Annotated in this window: 13 protein-coding genes; 6 read left to right on the top strand and 7 right to left on the bottom strand. The window is 37.6% G+C overall.

All coding sequences use genetic code 11. From position 1 onward, the window contains the following. Positions 1–7 precede the first annotated feature (7 nt). On the top strand, positions 8–1,450 hold the full coding sequence (locus tag HGJ18_RS12340) for a TrkH family potassium uptake protein (RefSeq protein ID WP_253696862.1): 1,443 nt from the start codon (positions 8–10) through the stop codon (positions 1,448–1,450). Positions 1,451–1,485: 35 nt separating this feature from the next. Here the strand turns inward: HGJ18_RS12340 and HGJ18_RS12335 are convergent, their stop codons facing one another. The 4 genes from HGJ18_RS12335 to HGJ18_RS12320 are packed head-to-tail and all read right to left on the bottom strand — an operon-like array spanning position 1,486 to position 5,866. Continuing rightward, a complete protein-coding gene (locus tag HGJ18_RS12335) occupies positions 1,486–3,165 on the bottom strand; it encodes a transglutaminase domain-containing protein (RefSeq protein ID WP_366793189.1) in 1,680 nt (559 codons plus the stop codon). Next, a complete protein-coding gene (locus HGJ18_RS12330; RefSeq protein ID WP_253696859.1) occupies positions 3,155–3,817 on the bottom strand; it encodes a zf-HC2 domain-containing protein in 663 nt (220 codons plus the stop codon). Before HGJ18_RS12330 ends, HGJ18_RS12335 begins: the two co-directional genes overlap by 11 nt. Continuing rightward, positions 3,801–4,343 (bottom strand): RNA polymerase sigma factor, encoded by a 543-nt coding sequence (locus HGJ18_RS12325; RefSeq protein ID WP_253696858.1) that lies wholly within the window; start codon positions 4,341–4,343, stop codon positions 3,801–3,803. Before HGJ18_RS12325 ends, HGJ18_RS12330 begins: the two co-directional genes overlap by 17 nt. Positions 4,344–4,387: 44 nt before the next feature. Continuing rightward, a complete protein-coding gene (locus tag HGJ18_RS12320; protein ID WP_253696856.1) occupies positions 4,388–5,866 on the bottom strand; it encodes a cysteine--tRNA ligase in 1,479 nt (492 codons plus the stop codon). Positions 5,867–5,917: 51 nt separating this feature from the next. Between HGJ18_RS12320 and murB the strand changes: the two genes are divergently transcribed. The 4 genes from murB to HGJ18_RS12300 all read left to right on the top strand — a co-directional run bounded on the left by murB (position 5,918) and on the right by HGJ18_RS12300 (position 9,382). Beyond that, positions 5,918–6,883: a UDP-N-acetylmuramate dehydrogenase gene (gene murB, locus HGJ18_RS12315; RefSeq protein ID WP_253696855.1), complete on the top strand. Its 966-nt coding sequence runs from the start codon at positions 5,918–5,920 to the stop codon at positions 6,881–6,883. A gap of 177 nt (positions 6,884–7,060) precedes the next feature. After that, positions 7,061–7,204 carry a hypothetical protein gene (locus HGJ18_RS12310; RefSeq protein ID WP_253696853.1) on the top strand — a complete coding sequence of 48 codons (144 nt, stop codon included), beginning with the start codon at positions 7,061–7,063 and terminating at the stop codon, positions 7,202–7,204. 179 nt (positions 7,205–7,383) lie between these two features. Continuing rightward, the gene (nox, locus tag HGJ18_RS12305; RefSeq protein ID WP_253696852.1) at positions 7,384–8,718 is read left to right on the top strand and encodes a H2O-forming NADH oxidase; all 1,335 of its coding nucleotides are present in this window, start codon (positions 7,384–7,386) and stop codon (positions 8,716–8,718) included. Between the two features lie 139 nt (positions 8,719–8,857). After that, entirely contained in the window at positions 8,858–9,382 is a 525-nt protein-coding gene (locus HGJ18_RS12300) for a DUF1697 domain-containing protein (protein WP_253696850.1), read from the top strand. 70 nt (positions 9,383–9,452) lie between these two features. Here HGJ18_RS12300 and HGJ18_RS12295 read toward each other — a convergent pair whose 3' ends face one another. Then, positions 9,453–10,172 (bottom strand): DUF3298 and DUF4163 domain-containing protein, encoded by a 720-nt coding sequence (locus HGJ18_RS12295; protein ID WP_002676361.1) that lies wholly within the window; start codon positions 10,170–10,172, stop codon positions 9,453–9,455. A gap of 133 nt (positions 10,173–10,305) precedes the next feature. Here HGJ18_RS12295 and HGJ18_RS12290 point away from each other — a divergent pair, with 133 nt between their 5' ends. Continuing rightward, positions 10,306–11,592 carry a site-specific DNA-methyltransferase gene (locus HGJ18_RS12290; protein ID WP_253696849.1) on the top strand — a complete coding sequence of 429 codons (1,287 nt, stop codon included), beginning with the start codon at positions 10,306–10,308 and terminating at the stop codon, positions 11,590–11,592. On the opposite strand, the gene HGJ18_RS12285 is transcribed toward HGJ18_RS12290, so the two are convergent. Then, a complete protein-coding gene (locus HGJ18_RS12285) occupies positions 11,582–13,552 on the bottom strand; it encodes an alpha/beta hydrolase family protein (RefSeq protein ID WP_253696848.1) in 1,971 nt (656 codons plus the stop codon). The two genes, HGJ18_RS12290 and HGJ18_RS12285, sit on opposite strands and share 11 nt — an antisense overlap. 72 nt (positions 13,553–13,624) lie before the next feature. After that, a complete protein-coding gene (glgX, locus tag HGJ18_RS12280; protein WP_253696846.1) occupies positions 13,625–15,769 on the bottom strand; it encodes a glycogen debranching protein GlgX in 2,145 nt (714 codons plus the stop codon). Positions 15,770–15,781 lie beyond the last annotated feature (12 nt).

Raw genomic sequence — 15,781 nt, 5'->3', positions numbered from 1 at the left:
ATTTTAAATGAAAGCCTTACAATATATCCGAATAATTTTTATGATTCTCGCAATAATTTCCATAAGCTTCATTATTCCGATTGGAACAGCCCTTTATGAAAACGAAGCTTATTTGATTCCGTCTTTTTTAATTCCTACAGCCTTTGTCTTTGCCGTTGCAGCAGCTTTTTTCTTTTTTTTGAGAAACAAAAAAGTCAGACTTTCGGTTTCGGGCGGTATAATATTGGTTGCAGCAGCATGGATAGCTGCGGGTATTTTAGGAGCAATACCATTATGTATTTCAGGCGTGATACCCAACTTTGCAGACGCCATCTTTGAATCCGTATCCGGTTTTACAACAACGGGAGCAACGATTCTTACCAATGTCGAAGCTTGCCCAATGACAATGCATGTATGGCGTACCCAGATGCACTGGCTTGGAGGGATGGGAATAGTAGCCCTCACAGTTGCCCTCTTTCCTCTTTTGGGAGTAGGAGGATTTCAGCTCATCAAAAGCGAAACTACCGGCCCCGACAAGGGAAAGGTAACGGCAAAGATAACCCATACGGCAAAAGCTCTTTGGTTTATATATCTTGGAATGACTATAATACAAATAATCCTCTTAATGCTTGCAGGACTTCCATTCCTCGAAGCCCTCTGCCACACCTTTGCCTCTTTGGGCACAGGAGGTTTTTCAACAAGAAACGCAAGCGTCGGAGCCTTCAATTCTCCGTCGGTTGAAATTATTTGTGCCGTCTTTATGATTTTGGCAGGCGTCAACTTCAGTCTTTATTTTCACCTGTTTACCGGAAACCCTGAAGAATTTTTCCATAATTCGGAACTTAAAGCCTATCTTAAAATAGTATTTGTCTCAACCGTTTTAATTGCTTTTTCTATCTATCCAATTTACGGAATCGGAGGAGGTTTAAGACAAAGCTTTTTCCAAGTCGCCTCAGTAATAACGACCACAGGCTTTTCAACGGCCGACTATAACGCATGGCCGGAGTTCGCAAAAATGGTTTTATTTTTCTTGATGTTTGTCGGAGGCTGTTCAGGCTCAACGGCAGGAAGCATCAAGGTAATCCGCTGGCTAATCCTGCAAAAGCAGGCCGGAATGGAAGCAAAACGGCTTTTAAGCCCGCACGGTGTTTTCGGTATTCAGCTTAATAACCGCCCTGGAAGGAAGGACATAGTTTACAGCGTTGCAGGTTTTATGTTTTGCTACTTCCTCTTGACCCTTATTACAGCCTTGGTTGCAGCTGCCGACGGAGCAGACCTATTAAGCGGATTTACGGCTTCTCTTGCTCTTATAGGAAACATAGGCCCCGGTTTTGGAAGCGTCGGCCCTGCCGGAAACTTTGCATTTTTTTCATCCCCTGTAAAAATTTTCTTTTCTTTTATAATGCTCGCAGGACGATTGGAACTATACACAATGATAATTTATTTTATGCCTGCTTTCTGGAAAAGATAAGCTTCTCTGACAGCGATATTTTCGGATATTGCTTTTTAGTAAATAGCGATTACGTTCGGAATTCTCCAAACGGAATTATATTTTGTAAGGCCCGAAAACTCTTCCCAGCCGTTATAAAAGGCATAACTTCTTTCTTTTGATACCATTGTACTGTTAGATGCCATCGGAGACTGAATATTCTCACCTCGGGAAAACGCAATTCTAAAAGCATCCAAATTACCGAAGTACCAGCTTTCACTTTGGGGAACGCCCATATCGAAGGGAATTGACTTTGCCAAACCGAGGTCTACAGGTATCCAGCCGAAGCCTTCCAGATAAAACTCTGCCCACCAGTGAAGATAACTTGTTTGAGAAACATCTGCAATGATTCCGGCAACAGGTTGAGCAGGGATACCGGCAGCCCTTGCAAGAGCTGCAAATAAAATAGCTATATCGTAAGTATCGGCCTTTTTTTCTTTTAATGCATTTACAGGCGAAGCCCCGGAATTCAATATTGAAGCCGGAATTATTTCGACATTTTTTAATAAATAATTATATATGCGTCTTGCCTTATTGTAAGGGTTTCTTTCATTTTGAACAATTTCGGCTGCCGTTTTTTGAATAAGAGAATCATTCGCCGGAATTAACTCGGTAGCAATAGCATAATTATCATAGATAGCCTTGTTTTGACGGGAATTCACTCTTACATTAACTGGATTAATCCTTGTGTTAACCTCATAGGTATTTACGCCATACTCTTGTCTTATGTGAATTTTTGTAGAAGAATTTATATTTTCATACTGATGAATGGCAGCTCCCTGATAATCGGCTACAAAAGGAGTAGGATTGATAGATAAAACCTTAACATCTCTCTGTGAATAGGACTGAATAGGAAGCGGAACCTTTATAAAAAGAGAATTTTTTTCTACGGCCTCTACATTTGAAATATCAACCTCGGCAGCAATTGCAAAATTCTTTTTGTTTGAATAAGTCTTTGTACCTATCTTGTTTTTTACTCTAAAAGGAACAGAGTTGCTGGCTCCGGAAGACGTTACAACCAAAAGCATTCCGGAATCCGCTCCATCCGGAACCCTTACGTGAAGCTCCTGATTTGACCAAAACACAAAATCGTAATCATAGTCCGAACAACGGGCAGCCTCTATCTCTTCTTTTTTTTCAACTTGTTCAATCATTGAAGAATTAAAATCGGATACAAACAAAACTTGAGAGCTGCCCCTTGTCTCCCCAAAATTTTCACCTGAAATTTTTATAATGCTTCCTACTTCGGCAAAATCCTTGTCTAAAGCAATTATTGAAGGAATTCCGCCCGAATGAGCCTTATCTTTTATTACAGGCATTGATGCAACTGAAGCCATAAATGAAGGCAAAGATTTTTTATTTTGTACAACAACATATACTATGCCGCCGTTTTGATATTCAGGATACTTAAAAACAATTTTTTTATCGGTCCAGGCAGTACAATTTTCCGCTTGAATGACAGCATCTCCGATTTCAATCCATGAGGAATCTACTTCGTTTCCAAAATATTCTCCGGTTATTACAATTTCATCACCGGCTTGCGCAATCGGGGGATTAATTTCGGTTATCAAAGGATATTTAGCAGTCAAAGATGTTAAATAAAAAATAAGAGAGCCAAGGCCGCAGAAAAGAATAAGGAATATAAAAAACCTAAAAATAAAATATTTTCTAAATAAATAAGTAAATCTATTGCCCATTGTTTACAGAGGTTCGGGTTATTGCATTTTGAGTGTTAAGAAATAAAACTTGAGGCTTTATTTCTTGCTTTAATATATCAAATTCTACGTTATTTGAGGGAGGCAAGTATAAATTTACATATTGGCTTAAATTTATTTCCTTCTTTTTGCCTTCAAAAACCGATACATCTTCATTTACGCCCAAAACATTTGAAACATTTAGCTTGAATTTATTTACGGGTTTTAAACCATTGATTATAGAATCAATAGATTTAAATTCGGTAGCTGCAACAGCTCCGGATGGTTCTAAGCTTTCTCTTGTACTCAACACAATAATAGGTGTCAACACAAAAAGAAACAAGGCAGCAGCCGCTAAGGCCGGAATAGGGATTTTATTCGATTTATAGAACCAGCTTGTAGGCTTGCTCTTGTTGAATTCCATTTTTTTTAGGCAATCCTGCCTTTTGGCATAGAGCTTAAGGAAAGAACCGTCAAGGTCCAATTCAGGAAAAGAATTTTCAGATAGTTTTAAACTGATTTTTCTGTATGAGTCAACCACACCCCTGCATTTTTCACAAGAAGCCAAGTGAACTTCAATTTTTTCTTTCCACGGGGACTGTAATTCTCCATCAACATAGGCCGAATATAAATCTTTATCAGGGCATGTAGACATCGCTTTCTCCTATATACTTTGTTAATTGCTCTCGAGCTCTAAAAACTCGAACCTTCACATTACCTTCGCTTATTCCAAGAATGCTCCCTATCTCTTTGTAATTCAAACTGCCGTATTCTTTAAGCTGTAAAACAGCCCTCAAATTTTTAGGCAATTTTTCAAGAGCGGCTTGAACCGAATTTATAGACTCTTGCTTCAATACAATCTCTTCACCAGTATCGACTTTGCGCGTGTCTTCCTTTAGCGCTTTAGCATAAGCCTTTCGCTCACGGCCGCACCTTTTTACATGATTAAGAGATGCATTCCTCGTAACCCTAATGAGCCAGTATTTAGCATCATCCATTGACGGAAAGTCCATTTTTTTCTCTGTCATTTTTATTAAAGAATCATGACAGATATCTTCAGCTACGTCCCCTTCTCTGACTATATTGTAGGCTACTTTATAAATAACAGGCATAAGGGCCTCGTAGATTGCTCTAAAGTCTTCATCTGATGTTGCCCTCAAAATACCTTTCCCTTTAAACATTCCAAACTCCAAGACGTTACAGTTTTATTAAAAAATCATAAAACTTATAATTTTTTCCATGTTGTTTTACCGGCCTGGTCTTCAAGGATAATGCCCATACCCTTTAGCTTATCCCGAATTTCATCAGCCAGTTTATAATTTTTGTCAAGTTTTGCCGAAGCTCTCTCCTCTATTAATTTAAGAATTTCGGATTCATCGATTTCAATAGAACCTTTATCCTTTAGCGTATTAAAGGATTCTTCTATCAATTTGATGCCCAAAATCGAATCCATAGCGGCAAGAACCGTTAACACATCCTTTTGCGGAATGTCTTTTTCCTTTATCAAAAGCTGCAGCTCCGATAAGGCCTTTGGTGTAGATAAATCATCTTCCATAGCGGCAATAAAATTATCAAAGCAACTACGTGCTTTTTCATTTTTTATCATATCTTTTGCACTTTTAAGGTTAAGGTTTTCTGTCAAGGCTGCATACTCCATTATTTCGGAATCCGATAATCCATCCAACCATTTTGCAACTCTGTTATTTAAGTTTTTTCGGCCGTTTTTTGCCGTTTCCATAGCTTCCCATGAAAAGGTAAGCTGACTTCGGTAATGCCCGCCCAAAAGCAAGAAACGGTAGTCAAGAGCTGAAAAACCCTTATTGATAACATCTTCCAAAATGATAAAAGAACCTGCAGACTTAGACATTTTGCCCTTATTCATAACCAGGAATTCGTTATGAAGCCAATAGTTTACCCATTTTTTTCCTGTAGCTCCTTCGGATTGGGCTATTTCGTTGGTATGATGAACCCTTATATGGTCTATCCCGCCCTTGTGAATATCGATTTGTTCTCCCAGATACTTCATACTCATGGCAGAGCACTCGATATGCCAGCCGGGATAGCCTCGTCCCCAAGGCGAATCCCAGATAAGGGCCTGATTTTCAAACTTGCTCTTTGTAAACCAAAGAACAAAATCATGAGGATTGCGCTTATTTTTATCTATTTCTATACGGGCTCCGGCCTTAAGGTCTTCAAGGTTTATATTTGCCAATTCTCCGTATTTAGGAAAGGTAGAAATATCATAGTAAAGGTTTCCGCCCGCCATGTAGGTGTGCCCGTTTGCTTCTATTCTTTTTATAAGCTCTATCATTTCATTTATGTGCTCTGTAGCCTTGCAGACAATACCGGGTCTTTCGATATTCAGCCTTTCGGTATCGTTAAAAAAGGCCTTTGTATAAAATTCCGCAATTTCAAGCACCGATTTTCCGCGTTCTTCAGCAGATTTTACCATCTTATCTTCACCCGAATCTTCGTCATCCGTCAGATGCCCGACGTCGGTTATATTCATAACATGGGTAACATCATAACCTAAAAATCTTAAAGTTTTAACAAGAATATCTTGAAAAACATAGGTGCGTAAGTTTCCTATATGTGCATAGTCATATACGGTAGGCCCGCAGCCGTAAACTCCGGCCTTGCCTTCATGAATAGGAATAAATTCTTCTTTTTTATTACCTAAGGTATTATGTAATTTTAAACTCATACGTCTCCCCTATCTTGTTACCTAATACATAATAGTATATACTAAAATCAAATGAATAATTTATTTAGTATACTTCATAATACCCCTTTATTTCAAGAGGGAACTATAGAATTCTATAAACCCCTAAAGCCTCTTACATCATACAAAATCGGAGGCCCTGCAGAAGCTCTTTTTTGTCCTAAAGATGAAGACCATTTAAAAGAGGCCTTAATTTTTTTAAGCAAAAATAAGATTTCTGCCTCGTTAATAGGAGGCGGAACAAACATTCTTGTCTCCGATAAGGGGTTTAGAGGCGTTTTAATAAGCCTAAAAAACTTAAACAAGATAGAAATCGTAGGCGAATCTGCAGAAAAAGTTTTTGTAAAGGCCGGAGCAGGTATTCTTATTGATAATCTTACAAAATGGGCTGTTAAAAACTCCCTTTCAGGTCTGGAGTGTTTCGGCGGCCTTCCGGGAAGCGTCGGGGGAGCCGTATTTATGAATGCACGCTGTTATGATGTTTCAATCTCGGATAGATTAAAATCGATAAAATATATCTTAGCCGATGATGAAAAAACGGAATTTGCAGAATATGAATATAATCCTTCCGATTGGGATTATAAGGTTTCGCCGTTTCAACAAAATCCGGTAAGTACCGAGATTTCAAAAAATAGAAAGATAGTGCTTTCTGCCGTTTTTATCTTAACCTATGGAATAAAAGAAGAAATTGCCGCCAAAACCGAGGAAAAAATTCAAGATAGAATTTCAAAGGGACATTTTAAGGCGCCTTCTGCAGGAAGTACATTTAAAAATAACAGGACATTCGGGCAGCCAAGCGGCAAGCTGATAGAGGATGCGGGATTAAAAGGCCTTTGTGAAGGAGGAGCTCAGGTTGCTCCTTGGCACGGGAATTTTATAATTAATAAGCATGATGCCTCCGCTTCGGACGTAAAAACTTTGATAGAAAAGGTTCAAAAAACGGTTAAAGATAAGACGGGCTTTTTACTTGAACCGGAAGTTATTTTTGCAGGCGACTGAAGTTAGACATTTTAGAGATTATAGCAACAAACCGCAAAGAATTATAAATATTTCTTTAAATTTACACAAAAATATATAAAATTCTTTTAAATTCGCTTGACTTATTTATTCTTTTAAGGTATATTAGATATATCAAGAGCAGGTAAAACTGCCGAATATCTTTAAGGAGAGAAAAAGATGAAAGCATTATTAAGATTTATTAAGTCGAACAGAAAAAGCGGAAACCCTCAAAGATCTGAAACACTTACACCGCAAGAGAAAATTCAAGACCAAGCAATTGTTTGGAAGGCTAATGTAGGAAAGAACTATTTTACAATCTAATTTTGTAAATACTTTGAGGCTATAAAATCTTTAGGTAAAGATTTATCCATAAAACTAAAGACCCGCTTTTGCGGGTCTTTTTTTGTCTACGCACTCCGAAAAAACTTACACCCTATACTAAATAAGAATTTATATGTAAAATATAAGAGCTGTATTTTAAGGCAGCGAAGGAGCTAAATATGAGCAAAATTGTAGTGGTGGGTGCAAATCACGCCGGAACGTCGGCCATTAATTTTTTAACTGACCTTTCAAAAGAAAATGAAGTCGTTGTCTTTGACAGAAATACCAATATCAGCTTTTTAGGCTGCGGAATGGCCCTCTGGATAGGAAATCAGATCAGAGGTTCCGAAGGTCTCTTTTATTCCAATAAGGAAAAACTGGAAGCAAAGGGAGCTAAGGTTACAATGGAAGCCGATATTACACGCATAGATTTCGATAAAAAAATCGTATACGGAACGGTAAAGGGTTCACAGCCTATCGAAGAATCCTATGATAAATTAATCCTTGCAACAGGTTCAATTCCTATAATGCCGAAGATTAAGGGCATGGACTTGGAAAATGTTCAGCAGGTAAAAATTTTTCAAAATGCCCAAGAAGTTATCGACAAGCTAAAAAATCCCGATATTAAAAAAATTGCAGTTGTAGGAGCCGGTTACATCGGTGTTGAACTTGCCGAAGCCTTTAAAAGGCATAATAAGGAAGTTGTGCTCATTGATGCGATGCCGTCAAGTCTTTCAAACTATTATGACAAACCTTTTACCGATTTAATGGATAAAAATTTAAACGATCACGGAATCAAACTTGCATATAATCAGCTCGTCCAAGAAATCAAAGGAACAACAAAGGTAGAAGCCGTTGTTACGGACAAGGGAGAATATCCGGCCGACATGGTAGTCGTCTGTATCGGTTTTAGGCCCAATACCGACCTTGGAAAAGATAAACTTGAAACCTTTAAAAACGGAGCCTATGCGGTCAACCTAAAGCAAGAAACAAGCATAAAAGATGTTTACGCAATAGGAGACTGTGCAACGGTTTTTGATAACTCTTTAGGAGAAAAATCCTACATCGCCCTTGCAACAAATGCAGTAAGGAGCGGAATTATAGCCGCCCATAATGCAGCAGGAATTCCCTTAGAAGGCATAGGAGTCCAAGGTTCTAACGGAATCAATATCTATGACTTGAAGATGGTATCAAGCGGCCTTACTGTAGAGCGTGCAAAAAAGCTGGGGCTTGATGTTGAGTTTACCGACTTTGAAGATTTGCAGCGTCCCGAATTTATGGAACACGATAATCCTCCGGTAAAATTAAGGATTGTGTATAACAAAAAAACGAGGGTTATAATCGGTGCTCAAATGGCTTCGACCTATGATATGTCTATGGGTATTCACATGTTCTCCCTTGCAATCCAAGAAAAGCTTACAATCGATAAGCTTAAACTTTTAGACATCTTCTTTTTGCCCCACTTTAATAAGCCGTATAATTACATAACCATGGCCGCCTTGGGAGCAAAATAGGTTTTAGCTTTTTAATAAAAAAAATTGAGAGTGATTAATATTATGAATAAATACGATTTCAATATGGATTTTTAGTAGATAAAATATTACTAAAAAATAAAACTATAGTATTTAGTAAGTATAATTAATAAGGGATATTATGGATTATATAGCATTACTCAGGGGTATCAATGTTGGAAACTCAATAAAAATTAACATGAAAGAATTGAAAACATTATTTGAGCAATGCGGTTTTTCAAACGTTTCAACATATATCAATTCCGGAAATGTCATTTTTAAATCAAATGACAAGAAAAACAGTATCACAGAGAATATTGAAAAAGCATTACATATAACAAGTGGAAATGAAGTAAAGGTATTAGTAAAGACAAAAAGTGAAATGGTAAAAATAGCAAATAGTATCCCAGGAGATTGGCAAAATAATGATGATCAAGAGACCGATGTAGCGTATTTATTTGAATCAATAGATAATGAAAACATAATAAACGAATTACCAGTAAAAAAGGAATATATACAATTAATATATGTTAAGGGTGCGTTAATCTGGAATGTTCGACGAGAAGATTATAATAAAAGCCATTTAAATAAAATAATATCGCATAAAGCATATAAAGATATGACAATACGAAATGTTAATACGGCTCGATATCTTGCAAAGTGCTGATAAAAAACTTACCTAACACCCGCTTCAACCTGACATTGCGGACAAGCCGCAAATGCAGGTTAAGCGGCAGTTATTTAAAAAAATCTATTGGAATTATAATTTCAGGCAATCCTTCTGAATATGGAGCGACCTGATATTGCTCAAAAATAATTTTGATTTTTCCGTTTTCGATTTTAAAAACTTTAAAATTTTCAAGTTTAGGTTCCGTTCCTTCTTTTATCATCGACTCATCGGATGATAAATCCCCTTTCTTAACCTTCTCCATTAGTATTTTTCTTGCCTCATTCGACAACTTGACAAGCCAGTTTTTTGAAGCAGGGCGTACAACATCAGCTAAGGATACAAGTTTTTTTGTTTTTATATCATAGTTTATAGGAACCAACGATGTAAGGCCGTGAGCACCTCCCATATATTCATAGACCGATAAAACAAAACTTATATAATTTCCATCCCGTACAATATCATCATAACCGATAATCAGCTCAAAATTTTGAGGAGTGGACGATTTTGCCATATCATCGGGAGAAACGGAATAATAATTATTCCAAAATGCGGTAACCTTGCCTTTTACCGTTTTTGACACGATAGCATTTAAAGCCGGAACATCCTCAAAAATCGGGAAATCTATTTTTAACTCACAATGAACGGCAGCTTGTTTAACCTCAGCCTTCGAATTGCTTTCGGTAGCGCCTCCTATTGCATCATGAGAAGATGTTTCTGCAGCACCTGAAGCATTAAGCGAAAACACAAAAAGAACAAAGCAAAAAAGAACCATAATTTTTGATTTCATAATATTTCTCCATATAAAAATATTTTGAACATTGTATAATATATAGAAAAAATGTAAAGAGGGGTTTACCTTTTTTTTAACACATTATTGAATAAAAGCCCTTTTTATTATATAGTCATTTTCAGGGTAGAATATGGGTGTTTTCACATGGGAAGGAAAGGATAAGGTTCTTTCCGAACTGAACCATTTATTACAAAATCAAAATAAATTTTCTTTTACGGAAAACAAAGTAAAAAGTTTTAATTCTGAAGATGCAAAAAATTTATACATTGAATCCGACAATCTCTATGCCCTTCTTTTTTTACAAAAAGAATATAAAGACAAAATCAAAATAATATATATTGATCCTCCGTACAATACGGGGAAAAAATTTACTTATTCCGATCGTTTTCAAACTAAGATAGAATGGATGAATTATCTTTATGTAAGATTGAGCCTTGCGAAAACCTTATTAACTGATGACGGTCTTATTTTTATAAGCATTGACGATAAGGCCTGCCCTTATTTAAGAATAATCCTTGATGCAATCTTCGGTACGGAAAATTTTATTTCTACCCTTGTATGGAATAACTCGACCGGCGGAGGCTTACGCAAAAAGCATATCAACACATCGCATGAGTACATCGTCTTATATGCCAAGAATAAAACTAAGGTTAAGCCCATGACAGCCCCGATGCCGGAAAAGGCGAAGAAAATGTATAAATACAAGGATGCTGACGGAAGATTTTTTAGATACCAGCAATTTGCATGGAAAAATAAAACGGATGCAAAAAGGCAAAAATATCCTATAAAAACACCTGACGGGAATTTTATCGTTCCTAAGGCAGGCTATATTTACCGCTTTGTCGAAAAAAGTTTTTTTAATCTTTTAGAAAAAAATCTAATCGAATTTAAAAAATCGGACAAGTCAGTTTTTACCGATATAAAAGGGCGGCCTACAAAATGGACTATCTATGTAAAAACCTATCTTGAAAAAAAGGAAGAAACGGTTCCGAAATCTCTCCTCCCTACAGAATATGTTAGAACAAATATACAAAGTGTATATGAACAAAAAGTCTTATTCGGAGCAAAGATTTTCGATTATGCAAAACCGGTTTCTCTTTTAAAATATATTTTTAAGCTGGTTCCGAATTCGGACGATGCGGTTGTTTTAGATTTTTTTTCGGGTTCGGCAACAACAGCCCATGCCGTGATGGAACTAAACGCAGAGCTTAACGAAAGCCGAAAATTTATCTTGGTACAAAGGGGAGAGCCTTGCTCCGAGGATTCCCCTGCCCTCAAGGCCGGCTTTAAAACAATAGCCGAGCTGGGCAGGGAAAGAATTATAAGAGCCTTCGCTTTAATCCAAAAAAGATTCCCTCAAAAAACTTTCGGGTTCAAGTATTTGGAATTTAGCGGAGAGCAAGACCTTATTTTTTAAGATGCTTTTCAAACCAGTTAAATATCTCGGTTAAGCGGCGGATTCTGTGCTTGGGTTTTCCTGTTCGGGAGAGGTCATGATTTTCCCCATGGAACAAGACAAGCTTTGCCTCGCAGCCGTGATATCTTAGGGCCGTAAACATTTGGAAGGCGCAGGCCTCAAAGCAGCGGTAGTCCTCATCCGATTGAATAAAAAGAGTCGGAGTTTTACACTTATCGGCATACTTGAGAGGACTGTGATCCCACATTTTTTCGAAGCCGTTCCAAGGAGTGGCATTTCCGTTTTGGTCGGAATTAAAATAATAACCGATATCTGTAGTTCCGAATTTGGAAATCCAGTTTGAAATTGAACGCTGGGAACAGGCTGCAGCAAAGCGGTTTGTGTGGCCGATTATCCAGTTGGTCATAAAGCCGCCGTAAGAGCCGCCCATAACGCCTACTTTTTCTTTATCTATATCCTTGTACTTTTTTAGAACCTCGTCCGTAAGCTTCATTAAATCGGAGTAGTCGATTGTTCCGTACTTGCCCCGGATATCGGCAAAGGCTCGGCCCATTCCATCGGCACCGTGGGGATTCGTATAAAACACAAAGTAACCGGATTGGGCTAAAAACTGCATCTCGTGATGAAAAATTGAACCGTAAACAGTCTTAGGTCCGCCGTGAATTGTCAAGATACCTGGATATTTTTTTCCGGCCTTGTAGTTTAAAGGCTTTAAAACAAAGCCGTGGAGTTTAACACCGTCATTTGTAAACTCGAATTCCTCGGGCACAATCTTTTGTAACTTTGAAGCATAGGTATTATGCTTTGTGAGGCAGGTTTCTTTTTTATCTTCAAAAAGATAAACTTCTTGTAATTCCTGTTTTCTAAAACCGATAAAAAGAATTTTTTCTTCATGAACGGCAAAGCAATCTACAGAACCTTTTTCGGTAATAAGCTGTTTTAATTCTCCTTTTTCGTCAATGACATTTACAAAGGAAGAATCATCCTCGGTTGTAATAAAATAATATTTTCCGTCCTTGACATGGGAGTTAGCACCGCCTCCGAACCTTGAATCGGAACCCACGGAATTCCATAAGCTCTTGTCATAATCCTTGGGCGAAATCATCTTCGCTCCTGTTCCGGTTTTGGGGATAATATAAATATCGGCATCTTGGTTTACGCCGTATTTTTTTCCGTCGGCACCCGTATAAAGAATTTTATCTCCGAAGAATTTGGCATCGGCGTACATAAAATCTTGACCGCCATTTAAGAGCTTTGCCTTTTTTGTTTTTAAGGGCATGAGCATCAGCTCGTTATAGATGGGCATCTTATCGGTATAAGTTGATTTTGTAAATAAAATCTCTTGTGTATTTTTATCGAAATCAAAATCATCAACCTGAGTAAACTCATCGGTTAGGGCCGTACCCTTCATGTTTGAAAGATTATAAACAAAGAGACGGTTTCTCTTGCGTGATGTAAAGCCTCCCCCGTTGCGCCAAAACGGAATCTCTTCAAAGGTTTCATAATCGGCCTCATCTTTTTTTGCTTCTTCTGCCTTTTCTTTAGGCAGCTTTTTAAACGGGTCATCTTTCCATGAGTGTAAAACAACAGCCGTCTTTTTATCGGCAAATTCCATTTTTAAAACGGGATGGGGGAAGGTGTAGGCAAGCAAGGCTTCACCGCCCGAAACGGGGATAGCATAAACAAAGGTTTTCTCTTTTTCTTCCTTTTCTTTTTTTGTTCTTCTTGCAGAAAAAAGAAGGCGATCGCCGTCAAAGCCGTAAAAAGAATTTACGTCTTCGCCCGTAAGCTGCTTTGTCTTTTTTGTTTCCATGTCCAAAAGAAAAAGAGCCTTGTTATAATCATTTTCGGTTAGATCGGCATGAGCACAAATATAGGCCGCATATCTTCCGTCTTCCGAAAATTTAAGGTTACTTAAAAATTCGTAATTTTTAAAATCGTCCAACTTTATTGTCTTCATAAAAGTTCTCCTTTAAGAATTTCTTGTTAAATAACTATAACACTATCGGACAATTTGAACAAGGGGACTTCTTTACTTTGAAATTAAAACTACAGTTGTACGGGCAAGCACTACATATATTTGCTGATTCATAATCTGCTCGGTATGTTCTTCATCTAAAAAATCTTGTCCGCTCGTGTACGAGGTGTCTATAAGACGATGCCATATCTTCCCGCCTGAAGAAGGAGGGGGAAGCCTCACGGTTATATCGTTATTGTAACTATTGGTCATAACATAAAAATCGTTATCATCTTCATCGCTTTCCAAATTAATTTTATTGCCGTCTATTAAAAAGGCTAAAAAATTTGAAGGCGCGTTCCAATTAGGTTTTTGTGCCTGATAATCAAACCAAGTTATATCGCTTGGAGTACCGTTAATTTTCGAAACTCCGGTAAAAAAATGTTTTCTTAAAAAAGAAAAATGAGTCTTCCTTAAATTGATAAGTTTTTTTGTAAATTCAAGCAAGTCCTTATTTTCATTTAAAAGTTCCCAATCAAACCAAGACATTTCATTATCCTGACAATAGGCATTATTATTTCCGTTTTGTGTGCGGAATACCTCATCTCCCATATTAATCATGGGCGTGCCTGCTGAAAGGATAAGCGTTGTCAAAATATTTTTTGCAGACCTCATACGCATTCTTTCAATTTCGATAGATGCGGCTCCCTCTATTCCATGATTATAGCTTAAATTCTCATTTGAGCCGTCACGGTTATTTTCCCCGTTTTCTTCGTTATGTTTTTCGGAATAGCTTAGCAAATCGCAAAGGGTAAAGCCGTCATGACAGCAAACAAAATTTATTGACTGATAAGGCCTTCTGCCTTTCTGAGAATATAAATCCGCAGAGCCGGTCAATCTGGTTGCCAAATGTCTTATATCCGGATTGGGCTGCAGCCAAAACTCTCTGACGGAGTTACGGAATAAGTCATTCCATTCCGCCCAGCGCCCGGGAAATTTTCCTACCATGTATGCACCGGCTGCATCCCAAGCTTCAGCTATAATCTTTGTAGAACGAAGAACGGAATCATCTGCGATAGCCTGTATCATAAAAGAATTTAAATCTATATTTCCGGTTTTATCGCGTGCCAGAACGGGAGCCAAATCAAAACGGAATCCGTCTACATGCATTTCCGTTACCCAATACCGCAGACAATCCAATATAAATTTTATAACGGGAATTTCCGAGGTTTTTAGGCTGTTCCCGCAGCCCGAAAAATTTTTATAATAGAGCTTATTATCTTCAAGATGATAGTAAATGGAATTATCCAATCCCTTAAAAGAAAAAACGGGGCCGTTTTCGTTTCCTTCTGCAGTATGATTAAACACCACATCCAAGATTATTTCGATACCTGCTTTATGAAATTCCCTAACCATAAATTTAAACTCGTTTACGGCATTGCCCGGATCTTCGGCATAGAGGGCCTTAGGTGCAAAAAAAGCAATTGTACTATACCCCCAATAATTTTTTAGCCGAACGCCCGTTTTGGGATTTACATTCATATTTTCATTTTCATCAAAATCAAAAACAGGTAATAACTCAAGAGAAGTGATTCCCAAATTCTTTAAATACGGAATCAGCTCCACAAGCCCGGAATATTTACCTCGTTTTGCAGGACTTATTTTATCGTTTAAAAAAGAAAAACCCTTTACATGAGCTTCATATATCACACATCTTTGGAGCGGAATATTTAAGGGTTTATCTCCCTGCCAATCGAATTCCCTATCATCCACAACTACACATTTTGGGAATCCCTTTGCCGTCCTTTTATATTGATTTTTACCGCCTGAAGCCTTGCTGTTTATTTGGTTAAGAGTTTGTTCCGAATTAAATACCGAATGAGAACTTATAAGCCTTGCATAAGGGTCGAGTAAATAATTATTTTCATCGAATAAAAAACCGGCTGAAGGCGAAAACTCTCCGTCAGCCGTATACAAATAAAATGCCCAACTTTTTAAATCTGCAACAAACACATGCCAAACATCACCCGTTTTATTTATTTGAGGATCCAGTTTATATGAAATTATCGGCTCGGAATCTTCTACATTTTCAAATAAGTGTAGAACTATTTCCTTTGCATTTCGTGAAAAGACGCTGAAATTCACTCCATCACAGCTTAATTTTGCGCCTAGGGGAGAAGCTTTTCCTTGAAAAAAAGATAAATCGTTCATATTCATCATTAAAGTATAGTA

This window comes from Treponema denticola, assembly GCF_024181405.1.
GTDB classification, from domain to species: domain Bacteria; phylum Spirochaetota; class Spirochaetia; order Treponematales; family Treponemataceae; genus Treponema_B; species Treponema_B denticola_D.
This window is presented reverse-complemented; position numbering and strand designations above follow the sequence as displayed.